The 13044-nt window shown below is 69.6% G+C and carries 14 protein-coding genes and 3 tRNA genes; 8 read left to right on the forward strand and 9 right to left on the reverse strand.

What is annotated here, in order from left to right; translation table 11 throughout:
* Positions 1-14 precede the first annotated feature (14 nt).
* The 8 genes from AB0O76_RS29685 to purS all read right to left on the reverse strand — a co-directional run bounded on the left by AB0O76_RS29685 (position 15) and on the right by purS (position 7029).
* Positions 15-830, reverse strand: coding sequence for an META domain-containing protein (locus AB0O76_RS29685; RefSeq protein WP_365497186.1), 816 nt, complete (start codon positions 828-830; stop codon positions 15-17).
* Between the two features lie 59 nt (positions 831-889).
* A complete protein-coding gene (locus AB0O76_RS29690; RefSeq protein ID WP_365497188.1) occupies positions 890-1681 on the reverse strand; it encodes a sterol carrier family protein in 792 nt (263 codons plus the stop codon).
* A gap of 10 nt (positions 1682-1691) precedes the next feature.
* Positions 1692-2330 carry a TetR/AcrR family transcriptional regulator gene (locus AB0O76_RS29695; RefSeq protein ID WP_365497190.1) on the reverse strand — a complete coding sequence of 213 codons (639 nt, stop codon included), beginning with the start codon at positions 2328-2330 and terminating at the stop codon, positions 1692-1694.
* A 5-nt stretch (positions 2331-2335) separates the two neighbouring features.
* Positions 2336-3175: a M23 family metallopeptidase gene (locus AB0O76_RS29700; RefSeq protein WP_365497192.1), complete on the reverse strand. Its 840-nt coding sequence runs from the start codon at positions 3173-3175 to the stop codon at positions 2336-2338.
* 63 nt (positions 3176-3238) lie between these two features.
* Positions 3239-3745 carry a helix-turn-helix domain-containing protein gene (locus tag AB0O76_RS29705; RefSeq protein ID WP_365497194.1) on the reverse strand — a complete coding sequence of 169 codons (507 nt, stop codon included), beginning with the start codon at positions 3743-3745 and terminating at the stop codon, positions 3239-3241.
* Positions 3746-3851: 106 nt separating this feature from the next.
* A complete protein-coding gene (gene purL, locus AB0O76_RS29710) occupies positions 3852-6101 on the reverse strand; it encodes a phosphoribosylformylglycinamidine synthase subunit PurL (RefSeq protein ID WP_365497196.1) in 2250 nt (749 codons plus the stop codon).
* The gene (gene purQ, locus AB0O76_RS29715) at positions 6101-6781 is read right to left on the reverse strand and encodes a phosphoribosylformylglycinamidine synthase subunit PurQ (RefSeq protein WP_365497198.1); all 681 of its coding nucleotides are present in this window, start codon (positions 6779-6781) and stop codon (positions 6101-6103) included. The genes purL and purQ overlap by 1 nt, the downstream gene beginning before the upstream one ends.
* Positions 6778-7029 (reverse strand): phosphoribosylformylglycinamidine synthase subunit PurS, encoded by a 252-nt coding sequence (purS, locus tag AB0O76_RS29720; RefSeq protein WP_135332092.1) that lies wholly within the window; start codon positions 7027-7029, stop codon positions 6778-6780. The genes purQ and purS overlap by 4 nt, the downstream gene beginning before the upstream one ends.
* Positions 7030-7373: 344 nt before the next feature.
* Between purS and AB0O76_RS29725 the strand changes: the two genes are divergently transcribed.
* The 8 genes from AB0O76_RS29725 (at position 7374) to AB0O76_RS29760 (ending at position 12034) form a co-directional block, all read left to right on the forward strand.
* A complete protein-coding gene (locus tag AB0O76_RS29725; protein ID WP_365497200.1) occupies positions 7374-7691 on the forward strand; it encodes an Lsr2 family protein in 318 nt (105 codons plus the stop codon).
* A 158-nt stretch (positions 7692-7849) separates the two neighbouring features.
* Positions 7850-7921, forward strand: a tRNA-Gly gene (locus AB0O76_RS29730).
* A gap of 79 nt (positions 7922-8000) precedes the next feature.
* Positions 8001-8076 (forward strand) — tRNA-Gly (locus tag AB0O76_RS29735).
* A gap of 150 nt (positions 8077-8226) precedes the next feature.
* Positions 8227-9204 (forward strand): ABC transporter ATP-binding protein, encoded by a 978-nt coding sequence (locus AB0O76_RS29740; protein ID WP_365497202.1) that lies wholly within the window; start codon positions 8227-8229, stop codon positions 9202-9204.
* Positions 9201-9995, forward strand: coding sequence for an ABC transporter permease (locus AB0O76_RS29745; protein WP_365497204.1), 795 nt, complete (start codon positions 9201-9203; stop codon positions 9993-9995). The genes AB0O76_RS29740 and AB0O76_RS29745 overlap by 4 nt, the downstream gene beginning before the upstream one ends.
* An 18-nt stretch (positions 9996-10013) precedes the next feature.
* A complete protein-coding gene (locus AB0O76_RS29750; RefSeq protein ID WP_365497206.1) occupies positions 10014-11330 on the forward strand; it encodes a histidine kinase in 1317 nt (438 codons plus the stop codon).
* Positions 11327-11935 (forward strand): response regulator transcription factor, encoded by a 609-nt coding sequence (locus AB0O76_RS29755; RefSeq protein WP_365497208.1) that lies wholly within the window; start codon positions 11327-11329, stop codon positions 11933-11935. The genes AB0O76_RS29750 and AB0O76_RS29755 overlap by 4 nt, the downstream gene beginning before the upstream one ends.
* Before the next feature lie 23 nt (positions 11936-11958).
* Positions 11959-12034: transfer RNA gene (locus AB0O76_RS29760), tRNA-Gly, on the forward strand.
* Between the two features lie 46 nt (positions 12035-12080).
* Here the strand turns inward: AB0O76_RS29760 and AB0O76_RS29765 are convergent.
* A complete protein-coding gene (locus tag AB0O76_RS29765; protein WP_365497210.1) occupies positions 12081-12977 on the reverse strand; it encodes a phosphoribosylaminoimidazolesuccinocarboxamide synthase in 897 nt (298 codons plus the stop codon).
* Positions 12978-13044: the final 67 nt, after the last annotated feature.

Below are 13044 nucleotides of genomic sequence, written 5' to 3' on the forward strand. Positions count from 1 at the left end.
CCGCAGCCGAAAAACTAGTGCGTCTTCAGGTCAGCATTAGCACTGATGACCGTGCCGTCGGCGGCAGTGAGCGTCAGACCCCGGTGCGTCAGCTTGTAACTCACCTTGCCGTCAAAGAGCTTGAGGAGCTTCTGCTCGGTCTCGCGGGCCGGGCCCTCGCACATCATCCGGGTGCTCCGAGGCGTGCCCAGGGTGATCTCGTCGCCCCGCACATCGGCCTTGGCCGAGACGTTGTTGCAGGCGAGGTTGCCGCGGACGGTGCCGTCCTTGCCGAAGGTCAGATGGGCCTTGCCGTCCACTTCCTTCGGCAGGGAGGTCGTCACCTTGCCGTCGCCGACGGCGTTCACGGTCCACTTGGTGCCCGTCAGCGGGGCGTCGGGCTCCGAGGTGAATGCCACGCGGTCCCCCTTCTCGGTGGTGAGCGTCAGCTTGTCCCCATCGGCCTCGGCCTTCAGCTCGCCGTTGCCGAGGGTGCGCGTGAGGGTCTCCTCGAAGTCCAGTTTGTCGCAGCCCATGTCGGTCGACGTGGCATTGCCGAAGTCGACCTTGTCGCCGTCGAAGGACACGTCCGCGGAGAAGCCGTTGCAGCCGTAGTTGCCCTGGGCCTTCCCCTTGTCGTCGATCGTGACGTAGGTGCCGCCCGGGGCCCGCTGTTTCTTGCCGTCCACCGTGAGGCTCTCGACGTTCCAGTGCACTCCGGTGATGGGCAGCTCGGACGCGACGGAACCGTCGCCCTTGCCGTTACCCGATCCGGTCTCGGTGCCGCACGCGGTGAGCAGCCCCGCGGCGGCGAGAGCTATGGCGGTGGTGGTCAGTCGCTGCTTCTGCATGCCGCTGTGACGGGACAGGTGGGGGTTCTGGTTCCCGTCGCCCCGTAAGAGCGGAGCGCTCAGCTCATGACCGGCAGCAGCTCCGCCAAGTCCGCCCTCTCTCCGCTCGCACTCACCCTGGCCTCGTCCAGCGCCGACGCCCAGTGCGTACGTCCCGTCGCCAGGCGGATCCAGGTCAGCGGGTCGGTCTCGACGACGTTCGGCGGGGTGCCGCGGGTGTGCCGGGGCCCCTGCACGCACTGGACCACGGCGAACGGCGGCACCCTGACCTCGACCGCGCCGCCGGGGGCCTTCACCGCGAGGGCGTCGGCCAGCAGCCGGGTGCAGGCGGCCAGGGCCTGGCGGTCGTACGCGACGTCGAGGCCGGGCACGGCGTCGTTCAGGTCGTCGGTGTGGACGATCAGTTCGACGGTGCGGGTGACCAGGAAGTCGTCGAGGGTCATCGCGCCGAACCGGGTCGGTGTGAGACGGCCCTCCGTGACGCCGGACAGCGCTTCGTCGTACGCGGTGAGCGTGCGTGCGTACAGCTCGCCGAGGTCCTGCGCGGCGAAGGCCCGCGACGCCTCGTCGACCTGGACTGCGGCCGAGGCGGTCGCGAACGGCCAGTCGAGCAGGGCCACTTCGCGTGCCGCGGGCTCCGGCATGGCGAGGAACCGGCTGACCGCGCCGAGCGCCATGGTGATGTGCGCGGCGAGTTCGCGGACGGTCCACTCCCCGAGCCGGGTCGGCAGGGCGAGCTGCTCGGGCTCCAGCGCGGCGACCGCTTCCCGTACGTTCCCGAACTGGGCGCGCACGGCGGTGCGGATCTTGGCGGGGTCGTACGTACGCGTGCGCTTCTTGGCCGGTGGCATGGGGCCGAGCCTAATGCGGTCCCGGGTAGCCCTGGAGACCCTTTTCGACCTGGCCGAAGGCGCGCGCGGCGTTGGCGGCGCAGGCGTCGGCGATCGCGTCGAGCGGTTCGCCCTCGAGGGTGCGGCGCTGGTTCTCCATGATGAGCGCGTTGCGGGCGCCGAGCAGTTGCCCGGCGGCGACCCGCGCGAGGAACGGGTCGCCCGTCTCCTCGGCGAGTGCGTCCTCGAGGAGCTGCAGGGCGCGCATGTGGAAGAGGACCATGCGGTGCGCCAACGTCGGTGTCTCGCCGACCAGTTGGCGCACCTTGATGGCGCGCGGGTCGCTGCTGAGGCCGACCGCGGGGTCGCGCGCCGCGACCTGCTCCAGGAACGCCTCGCGCAGCGCCGTGACCGCGGAGTCGCCGGGCCTGCGCTCGCGCACCGCGCGGGCTGCGTCGCCGACGTGCTCCTCCATGGGGCTGACGATCACGCCTTCCTTGGTGCCGAAGTAGTTGAAGACGGTCATCTTCGACACCTCGGCCGCCTCGGCGATCTCCGCCACGGAGACATGGTCGAACCCGCGCTCGGAGCAGAGGTCCACCGCCGCCCGCCAGATCCGCGACGCGGTCTGCCTCTTCTTGCGCTCGCGCAGCCCGAGCTCCTCAGTCATGCAGGTCACGGTACCGGGACGGCTTCCTCCCCCACCGTGAACGTCTCGCGGTTGGCGGGCACTCCGACGCCCCGCCAGTGGAACGGGATGCCCCGCGCGGTCTCCAGGTCCGGGCCGTCCATCAGCTGGAAGTGCACATGCGGTTCGGTCGAGTTCCCGGAGTTGCCGCAGCGGGCGATGACCTGCCCGGCCGTCACCTTGTCCCCGGCGCGGACGGCGAGCGAGCCTTGCTGGACGTGGGCGTACATGGCGTACGTCCCCTCACCGAGGTCGAGCACGATGTGGTTGCCGACGATGCGGCGGGTTCCGCCGACGCTCCGGCCGACGCTCTCGATCAGCCAGAAATACAAGACCCCGACAAGGGAGCTGCGGCTGAGGTGATCGCGCTGGCCGTCCTCGGCGTGCACGACGGTGGCATCGGCCGCCGCGTGCAGCGGCATCCCGAAGGCGGGGTAGGCCTCGCCGCGCCGGGCCACGGGCCAGAACCAGACGGGGGCGGGGCGGGCAGGCCCCTCTGCCGGCTCGGCCGTGATGTCGATGGCGTAGGACTGCCCGAGGCGGTGCGTGCCGTGGCTCGGCACCTTGTCGGCAGGGCTGTTCAGCGCGGACCAGCGGCCGGTGACCGGGGCCTCGACCTCGACCGGAGCCGGCGGGGCCGTCTCGATCCGCCGGCGGGCGGAGCGGGACAGCACCACGCTGATGGCGATGGCGCCGAGCAGGGGCGACCAGCTCACCCAGTAGTTGTACGGCAGGCCCACGAAGTGCTGGACGACGAACTGGGCAAAGAAGCTCAGCCACAGCACCCGCTGGGCCACGGCGGCGAGCTTGCGTACGCCTTCGGACATAACTTCCCCCTCGTACAGAAAACTCGTACAGAAATCTCGTGAAGAAACTCGTGCAGAAAACGGTCAGGTCACAGGGCGAGCGGCCGTGAGCACCACAAGCAGCGGCACCACCCGCCCCGCAGGAACCTCGTATCGGCCGCGCCCCGTGGTGTGCAGCCAGCCCGCGCCGGTCAGTTGGCGCAGGTGGTGGTAGATCTGGCCGGTCGTGCCTGCGTCCGGGAGCGCGGCCAGCTCGGCGGCGGTGCGCAGGCCGCCGAGGATCTCCCGAAGCAGCCGCAGCCGTACGGGATTGCCGAGCGCGGCGAACGACTCGGCCGCCTCGGACCAGTCGCCCTCGAACACCGTCTCGGTGAGCAGGCCGTACTGCCACTCGTACCGATGCCCGGTCGGCACACGCACCGCTCCTGTGAATAGGACGGCGCCATCCGCGTCCTCCGTCACCGGATACCGCGCCTTCAGCGCGTCGAGGGCCCAGAAGTCGCCCTCTCCCACGGCGGGCGCGGCCGGGCCCGCGCTCTCCAGCTCCGCCATGCGCCGCTCGAGCTCGGCGACGCGCTCTTCCAGATCCATGATCTTGAGATTACGTAATTACGTAATCTCAAGCAAGCCCAGACCCCGGAAACGACGAAACCCCCGCCCGGACCAGGTCCGAACGGGGGCTTCGAGAAGCGGCGGATCAGGCGAAGAGCCCCGGCAGGGTCCCCTCGTGCGCCTCGCGCAGCTCGGCCAGGGAGAGGGTGAACTCGCCCTGTACGTCCACGGCGTCACCGTCGACCACACCGATACGCGTCACGGGCAGACCCCGCGCCCCGCACATGTCGGTGAAGCGCAGCTCCTCGCTCCGCGGCACGGAGACGACCGCGCGCCCGGCCGATTCACTGAACAGGAGGGTGAACGCGTCGAGACCGTCCGGGACGATCAGGCGCGCGCCCTTCCCGCCCCGCAGGCAGGACTCGGCGACGGCCTGTGCGAGACCGCCGTCGGACAGGTCGTGCGCGGCGTCGATCATGCCGTCGCGCGAGGCCGAGATCAGGATCTCGGCGAGCAGCCGCTCGCGCTCCAGGTCCACCTTCGGGGGCAGGCCGCCGAGGTGGTCGTGGACGACCTGCGACCAGGCCGAGCCGCCGAACTCCTCGGAGGTGTCCCCGAGCAGGTAGAGCAGCTGGCCCTCTTCGGCGAAGGCGATCGGCGTGCGCCGTGCGACGTCGTCGATCACACCGAGGACGGAGACGACCGGGGTCGGGTGGATCGCCGCCTCGCCCGTCTGGTTGTAGAGCGATACGTTGCCGCCGGTCACCGGGGTGCCCAGGATCTGGCAGGCGTCGGCGAGACCGCGGGTGGTCTCGGCGAACTGCCACATGACATCCGGGTCCTCGGGCGAACCGAAGTTCAGGCAGTCCGAGACGGCGAGCGGCCGGGCGCCGGTCGCGGCGACGTTGCGGTACGCCTCCGACAGGGCGAGCTGCGCGCCCGCGTACGGGTCGAGCTTCGAGTAGCGGCCGTTGCCGTCATTGGCGAGGGCGACACCGAGGCCGGTCTCCTCGTCGATGCGGACCATGCCGGAGTCCTCGGGCTGCGCGAGCACCGTGTTGCCCTGCACGAAACGGTCGTACTGATCCGTCACCCACGCCTTGGAGGCCTGGTTCGGCGACGCGACGACCGCGAGGACCTGCTCGCGCAGTTCGTCCGAAGTCGCTGGCCGTGCCAGCTTGTTCGCGTCGTCGGCCTGGAGGGCGTCCTGCCACTTCGGCCGTGCGTAGGGGCGCTCGTAGACCGGGCCGTCGTGGGCGACGGTGCGCGGGTCGAGGTCGACGATCTTCTCGCCGTGCCAGAAGATCTCCAGGCGGTCGCCGTCGGTCACTTCACCGACGACGGTGGCGATCACGTCCCACTTCTCGCAGATCGCGAGGAAGCGCTCGACCTTCTCCGGCTCGACGACCGCGCACATCCGTTCCTGCGACTCACTCATGAGGATCTCCTCGGGAGTGAGCGTGGAGTCGCGAAGCGGTACGTCGTCCAGCTCGACGCGCATGCCGCCGGAGCCGTTGGACGCCAACTCCGAGGTCGCGCAGGAGAGTCCGGCGGCGCCCAGGTCCTGAATACCCACGACCAGCTTCTCGGCGAAGGCCTCCAGGGTGCACTCGATGAGGAGCTTCTCCTGGAAGGGGTCGCCGACCTGCACGGCGGGACGCTTCGACGGCTTGGTGTCGTCGAAGGTTTCACTCGCCAGGATCGAGGCGCCGCCGATGCCGTCGCCGCCCGTGCGGGCCCCGTAGAGGATGACCTTGTTGCCGGGACCGGAGGCCTTCGCGAGGTGGATGTCCTCGTGCCGCATCACGCCGATCGCACCGGCATTGACCAGCGGATTGCCCTGATAGCAGGCGTCGAAGACGAGCTCGCCGCCAATGTTCGGCAGGCCCAGGCAGTTGCCGTAGCCGCCGATGCCCGCGACGACACCCGGCAGAACGCGCTTGGTGTCGGGGTGGTCGGCGGCGCCCATCCGCAGCGGGTCCACGACGGCGACCGGACGCGCGCCCATCGCGATGATGTCGCGGACGATGCCGCCGACACCGGTCGCCGCACCCTGGTAGGGCTCGACGTACGAGGGGTGGTTGTGCGACTCGACCTTGAAGGTGACCGCATAGCCGTTGCCGACGTCGACGACGCCGGCGTTCTCGCCGATACCGACGAGCATGGCGTCGTTCTCGGGGGCCTTCTCGCCGAACTGGCGCAGGTGCACCTTGCTGCTCTTGTACGAGCAGTGCTCGGACCACATGACGGAGTACATGGCGAGCTCGGCGCCGGTCGGACGGCGGCCCAGGATCTCGCGTACGCGCGCGTACTCGTCTTCCTTCAGGCCCAGTTCGGCCCAGGGCAGCTTGACCTCGGGGGTCTCGGCGGCGTGCTTGACGGTGTCCAGAGTCATCAGACGTTGACCAGCTTCTTCAGGATCGAGGTGAAGAATCCCAGGCCGTCGGTGCGGCCGGTCCCGACCAGCGGCTCGACCGCGTGCTCGGGGTGCGGCATGAGGCCCACGACGTTGCCCGCCTCGTTGGTGATGCCGGCGATGTCACGGAGCGAGCCGTTGGGGTTGCCGTCCAGATACCGGAAGGCGACGCGGCCCTCGGCCTCCAGCATGTCCAGGGTCCGCTCGTCGGCCGTGTACTGGCCGTCGATGTTCTTGAGCGGAATGTGGATCTCCTGGCCGGCCGTGTAGTCGGCGGTCCAGGCGGTCCGGTCCGTCTCCACCCGCAGCTTCTGCTCGCGGCAGATGAAGTGCAGGTGGTTGTTGCGCAGCATCGCGCCCGGCAGCAGATGGGACTCGGTGAGCACCTGGAAGCCGTTGCAGATACCGAGAACCGGCATCCCGGCCTTCGCCTGCTCGATGACCGACTCCATGACGGGCGAGAACCGTGAAATGGCCCCGGCCCGCAGATAGTCGCCGTACGAGAATCCGCCGGGAAGCACCACGGCGTCGACCTGCTTCAGGTCCTTGTCCCGGTGCCAGAGCGGCACGGCTTCGGCGCCGGCGACGCGGACGGCGCGCTGGGTGTCGCGGTCGTCGAGGGTTCCGGGGAAAGTGACGACTCCGATTCGAGCAGTCACTTCTCTTCCTCCACCTTTACGAAGAAGTCTTCGATCACGGTGTTGGCGAGGAAGGTTTCCGCCATCTCGTGGATACGGGCGAGGGCTGCGTCATCGACGGGCCCGTCCACCTCGAGTTCGAAGCGCTTTCCCTGACGTACGTCGGCGATCCCCTTGAATCCGAGGCGCGGCAGTGCACGCTGCACCGCCTGGCCCTGGGGGTCGAGGATCTCCGGCTTGAGCATGACGTCGACTACGACGCGTGCCACTGGCACTCCCGGTGTGTGGTGCTGGCTGAGCGGTCCCTTCAGACTACCTGCACAAAAATTCTACTCGCGTAGATTCGTAGAATCCTACGTGAGGACGGTCACGTTCCCACAACCATCCACGTTTCGAACGGGGCACCTTCGCGAAAAATCCTGGAAAAGATCACGCATCGCCATTGCTCCCGGACACGCGGGCGGATTTAGTCGGGCTTCACAATGCAATGCCGGGCACTGTACAAAGGAAATGGCATTAGCCGATGCTTTGCACATAACAGTGCCCCTAACAGCCGGACAGTCGGCATCACCGCACGTCAACGCGGCGAGGCCGCACGAAGGGACCGATATTCGTGGCGCAGCGTGTCGTGGTCACTCTCTCTGACGACATCGACGGCGGGGAAGCGGCGGAAACCATCGCTTTCGGTCTTGACGGCAAGTCGTACGAGATCGACCTCAATCAAACCAATGCCAAGAAACTGCGCACGGCGCTCGCCCCGTACCTGGGCGCCGCCCGCAAGCAGTCGAAGTCCGGCAAGGCGTACCGACACACCGCGGTGACCGCCGACCCGGCGGCCGTGCGCGCCTGGGCACGCTCGCACCAGATGGACGTGCCGCCGCGCGGCCGCATCCCGAAGAAGGTCTACGAGGCGTTCGAGGCGGCCAACTGAGCGGCCAACTGAGTCGTGGCCCGCGGCCGCGCCGACCTCGGCCGGCAGCCGGCCAGGAGGGCCCCTCGGCAACCGACTTGACCTGCACCCCCGCCGGTCGGCTAAAGTCTGGAGCACGCCGAGGGGCAAGGCCGAAAGGCCGAACCACACGGGGTCTTGCGGGTGTAGTTCAGTAGTAGAACATCCCCCTTCCAGGGGGAAGGCGCAGTGTGCAATTCCTGTCACCCGCTCTGCATCGCTTTCCGGTCACCCTTCTGGGTGCGGTAGGCTGGTGCTCGCACCGATCAGTGAGAGCTGGTCGGAGGCAATGCGAACGTAGCTCAGTTGGTAGAGCGCAACCTTGCCAAGGTTGAGGTCGCGAGTTCGAACCTCGTCGTTCGCTCCATTGAAGAAGGCCCCGGTCATCGCGACCGGGGCCTTCTTCGTGTCTCAGGCCTTCTTCGTGTCTCAGGGCTGCAGGGCTTCTGACATTTGTCATGCCGGCCGGTGACAGCGCGCACTGCTCCGGCGCCCGCGGCCGGGGGACGCTCTTCCCATGACCAAGACTGACCAAGTGATCGACGTGACCGATCTGCGGCGCGTGTACGGGGGCGGTTTCGAGGCGGTCCGGGGAGTGTCGTTCTCCGTCGGACAAGGTGAGCTCTTCGCGCTGCTCGGGACCAACGGGGCGGGCAAGACCTCCACCGTCGAACTCCTCGAAGGACTCGCCGCACCCGCCGGGGGGCGGGTGCGGGTGCTCGGACACGACCCCTACGCGGAGCGCGGCGCCGTACGGCACCGGATCGGCGTGATGCTCCAGGAGGGCGGCTTTCCCTCCGAGCTGACGGTCGGGGAGACCGTACGGATGTGGGCGGGGTGCACCAGTGGGGCGCGGCCGGCCGATGAGGCCCTGGAGATCGTGGGCCTCGGCAAGCGGTCCGGCGTCCGCGTGAAGATGCTGTCCGGCGGTGAGAAGCGGCGGCTCGATCTGGCGACGGCGCTCATCGGGCAGCCCGAGGTGCTCTTCCTCGACGAGCCCACGACCGGGCTCGACGCCGAAGGGCGCCGCGAGACCTGGGAGTTGGTGCGGGCCCTGCGCGACAACGGCACGACCGTACTGCTCACCACGCACTACCTCGAAGAGGCCGAGAACCTCGCCGACCGGCTCGCGATCCTGCACGAGGGGCGGATCGCGGCCGAGGGACGGGTCTCCGAGGTGGTGGCCGCGCAGCCGTCGCACGTCTCCTTCGAACTGCCCGACGGGTACTTCGTCGGGGATCTGCCGCCGCTCGGCGAGCTCGGCGTGAGCGGGCACGAGGTGACCGGCGGGCGGGTCCGGCTGCGGACGCACGAGTTGCAGCGGGCCGCCACGGGCCTGCTTGTGTGGGCGCGGGACGCCCAGGTGGAGCTGCGGGGGCTCGATGTGCGGGCGGCCTCGCTGGAGGAGGCGTTCCTGCGGATCGCGCGGGACGCCGAGAGTGGCGCGGGTGCGGCTGCCGGTGCGGGTGTGACGGAGAAGGAGACGGTGGCATGAGTGCGGTGACGGTGACGGCGGCTGCGGTGACGACGCCGGCGCGGCGGATGCGGGCGCTCGCGCGGGCCGAGCTGACGCTGCTCGGGCGCACCAAGGGGACGTTGTTCGGGGCGCTGTTCGTGCCGCTGGTGATGCCGGTCAGCCTGCACCAGGCCGCTGACGGCATGGACCTGAAGGGCACCGGTCTCTCGGTCGGGTCCGTCGTGGTGCCCGGCGCCATCGGCGTCTCCGTGCTCTTCGCCGTCTACACGGCGCTGACCACCGTCTTCGCGGCCCGCCGCGAGGAACTGGTGCTCAAGCGGCTGCGCACCGGGGAGCTGCGGGACGCGGAGATCCTCGCGGGAGCCGCGCTGCCGTCGTTCGCCATCGGCCTGACGCAGTGCGTGGTCCTGGCGGTCGGCTGTGTCGCGCTGCTCGACGCCGGGGCGCCGAGCGCGCCGCACCTCGCTGTCATCGGCGTACTGCTCGGCCTGGTGATGTTCGCCGCCCTCGCCGCGGTCACCGCCAGCCTCAGCAGGTCGGTGGAGTCGGCGCAGGTGATGTCCCTGCCGCTGGCGTTCGCGTCGATGTTCGCCTCGGGTCTCTTCATCCCCTTCGAGGTCATGCCCGACAAGCTCGCCTCGGTCTGCGAGCTGCTTCCGCTCTCGCCGGTGATCGAGCTGGTGCGGGGCGGCTGGACCGGGAACCTCTCGGCGTCCCAGGCCCTCGGCGCCGTCGCCACGGCGGTGGCCTGGACCGTGGTCTCGGTGTTTGCTGTACGACGGTGGTTCCGCTGGGAACCCCGGCGCTAGAAGAAGGAGGGGACAGGCGTGGTCGGGCGCATCCGGGGGCTGAAGCGGGGCTGGCACGAGCGGAGCAAGATCGAGAAGGTCGAGTTCCAGAGCGTGGTCATGTGGCACGCCATGCCGTGGATCTTCTTCGTCAGCTGGGGCTCGCTGCCGCTCGGCGTGAGCGTGCGGCAGCAGACCGTTCCGCTGATCCTCGGCTCGACGCTGGTCGCCGTCGCCGCCGTGCAGTGCCTGCACGTCAACCGCACGCTGCGGCGGTCCGTCGACCACTATCTGAAGCGCGCCGAGGCGCCGCGCCGCGACCTCGCCGTCTCGACCGGGCTCATGATCGCCGTGCTGGGCCTGGTGCTCGCCCTGCTGGCCGTGGACGGCGTCAAGGAGGGGATGCTCACTTTCGCCACGATGTTCGCCGTCATGCCGTACGGGGAGTCGCTGGCCTTCGCCGTACCGATCCGCACCTTCCTCATCCGGTTCGCCGTGATCGACGTCGTGATGGTGGCCGCCTCCGCCGCGGCCGGCATCCACGACGGGCGGCTCGCCGGGACCGCCGTGGTGATCGCCTTCGGCGCCCTCGTCTCGCTGCTCTCCTCGCGCTGCGGTGCCTGGACGCTCTCCGTGATGTGGGAGGCCGACCGGGCCCGTGAGGTCGAGGCACGGCTCGCGGTGGCCGAGGAGCGGCTGCGGTTCGGGCGGGACCTGCACGACGTGATGGGGCGCAATCTCGCGGTCATCGCGCTGAAGAGCGAGCTCGCCGTGCAGCTCGCGCAGCGGGGGCGGCCCGAGGCGGTCGACCAGATGGTCGAGGTGCAGCGGATCGCGCAGGAGTCGCAGCGGGAGGTACGGGAAGTGGTCCGGGGGTATCGGGAGGCCGACCTGGCGGTCGAACTCGCCGGTGCGCAGGGCGTGCTCGAGGCCGCGGGCATCGATTGCCGGGTGGTCGGATCCCCTGCGGGGTTGCCTGCCGCGGTGCAGTCCGCCTTCGGGTGGGTTGTTCGGGAGGCGGCGACGAATGTGCTCCGCCATGGTGACGCGCGGCACTGTGCGGTGACCCTGCGGGTCGGGCCTGAACGGGCGGAGCTTGTCGTTTCCAACGATGGGGTGCCGGATGTTGCCCCCTCCGGGGCAGGGTCCGGGCTCGCCGGGCTTCGAGAGCGGTTGGCTGTGGTGGGCGGGGTGCTGGACCTCGCGTCCGGCGGGGGGAAGTTTCGGCTGTCTGCGGAGGTTCCGCTGCGGACCGCCTGCCCACAGCAAGGGCGGCCGGAGCTCGGGCGACCCGAGCAGGAGCCGGGGCCGGAAGCCGCGGGGGAGCGGCAGGCAGAGCAGGCGGTTTCCCGGTGACCGTTCGCGTACTGCTCGCCGATGACGAGCACCTCATCCGCGGTGCTCTCGCCGCGCTCCTCGCGCTTGAGGACGATCTCGTCGTGGTCGCCGAGGCCGCCACCGGACCCGAGGCGCTGGCCATGGCGCGGGCGCACCGGCCCGATGTCGCCGTGCTCGATCTGCAGATGCCCGGCTCCGACGGTGTGAGTGTCGCCACATCTCTGCGGGATGAACTGCCGTACTGCCGCACCATGATCGTGACGAGTCATGGCAGACCGGGGCATCTCAAGCGGGCGCTCGCGGTGGGCGTGCGGGGCTTTGTGCCGAAGACCGTCAGCGCGCAGCGGCTCGCCGAGATCATCCGGACCGTGCACGCCGGAAACCGCTACGTGGACCCGGAGTTGGCCGCCGACGCGATCTCCGCAGGGGACTCCCCGCTCACCGCCCGCGAGGCCGAAGTGCTCGAACTCGCCGCCGACGGGGCGCCCGTCGCGGAGATCGCCGAGCGGGCCGCGCTGTCGCAGGGGACCGTACGGAACTACCTCTCGTCCGCCGCCACCAAGATCGGGGCGGAGAACCGTCATGCCGCAGTGCGTCTCGCACGCGAGCGGGGTTGGGTATAGTTGGCTTCGCGCTTCGGCGCAGTGCGGACGTAGCTCAGTTGGTAGAGCGCAACCTTGCCAAGGTTGAGGTCGCCAGTTCGAACCTGGTCGTCCGCTCCAGATGAAAGGCCCCGGTCACTCGACCGGGGCCTTCTTCGTGCGCCGACTACCAGGAGGTGCCCGTCAGACGCTCGTACGCCTCGATGTACTTGGCGCGCGTGGCGTCCACCACGTCCTGCGGGAGCGGGGGCGGCGGCTGCTCGCTCTTGCGGTCCCAGCCGGAGGCCGGCGAGGTCAGCCAGTCGCGGACGAACTGCTTGTCGAACGACGGCTGGGCGCGGCCCGGCTGCCACTCGTCCGCGGGCCAGAAGCGGGACGAGTCCGGGGTGAGGACCTCGTCCGCGATGATCAGCTTCTCGCCCTCGAAGCCGAACTCGAACTTCGTGTCCGCGAGGATGACGCCCCGCTCGCGGGCGATGTCACGGGCCCGGCCGTAGACCGCGAGGGTCGCCTGGCGGAGCTGGGCCGCCGTGTCCGCGCCCACCTGGCGCGCCACTTCCTCGTAACTCACGTTCTCGTCGTGCTCGCCGACCTCCGCCTTCGTGGCGGGCGTGAAGATCGGCGCGGGCAGCTCGGAGCCGTCGCTCAGACCGTCGGGCAGCGCGAGGCCGCAGACGGTGCGCGAGGCGTTGTACTCGACCAGGCCCGAGCCCGTCAGATAGCCGCGGGCCACGCACTCGACCGGGACCATCTCCAGGGACTTGCAGACCGTGGTGCGGCCCTCCCAGTCGGCGGGGGCGCCGGCCGGGACGTCGGTGGAGATGACGTGGTTCGGGATGAGATCGGCGAGCTGATCGAACCACCACAGGGAGAGCCGCGTGAGGACCCTGCCCTTGTCGGGGATCTCCGTGGGCAGCACCCAGTCGTAGGCGGACATGCGGTCGCTCGCGACCATCACGAGGTCGCCCGCCTCGTTCTGGTACAGCTCGCGCACCTTTCCGGTGTGCACATGCACCAGGCCCGGGACCTCGATGGGCTCGGGCTTTTCTACGAATCCGGACACGGTTCCTCCCCGTGGTTCTGGCCAAGTGCTTTCGATTCTCCCGTATGGGGCGACCGCTTTTGGCCAG

It is taken from the genome of Streptomyces sp. NPDC086554 (assembly GCF_040686095.1).
Classification (GTDB): Bacteria; Actinomycetota; Actinomycetes; order Streptomycetales; family Streptomycetaceae; genus Streptomyces.

Excerpts from the sequence above, each read along its gene's own strand:
- AB0O76_RS29685 (WP_365497186.1), bottom strand. The coding sequence starts at position 830 with ATGCAGAAGCAGCGACTGACCACCACCGCCATAGCTCTCGCCGCCGCG.
- AB0O76_RS29690 (WP_365497188.1), bottom strand. The coding sequence starts at position 1,681 with ATGCCACCGGCCAAGAAGCGCACGCGTACGTACGACCCCGCCAAGATC.
- AB0O76_RS29695 (WP_365497190.1), bottom strand. The coding sequence starts at position 2,330 with ATGACTGAGGAGCTCGGGCTGCGCGAGCGCAAGAAGAGGCAGACCGCG.
- AB0O76_RS29700 (WP_365497192.1), bottom strand. The coding sequence starts at position 3,175 with ATGTCCGAAGGCGTACGCAAGCTCGCCGCCGTGGCCCAGCGGGTGCTG.
- AB0O76_RS29705 (WP_365497194.1), bottom strand. The coding sequence starts at position 3,745 with ATGGATCTGGAAGAGCGCGTCGCCGAGCTCGAGCGGCGCATGGCGGAG.
- purL (WP_365497196.1), bottom strand. The coding sequence starts at position 6,101 with ATGACTCTGGACACCGTCAAGCACGCCGCCGAGACCCCCGAGGTCAAG.
- AB0O76_RS29740 (WP_365497202.1), top strand. The coding sequence starts at position 8,227 with ATGACCAAGACTGACCAAGTGATCGACGTGACCGATCTGCGGCGCGTG.
- AB0O76_RS29745 (WP_365497204.1), top strand. The coding sequence starts at position 9,201 with ATGAGTGCGGTGACGGTGACGGCGGCTGCGGTGACGACGCCGGCGCGG.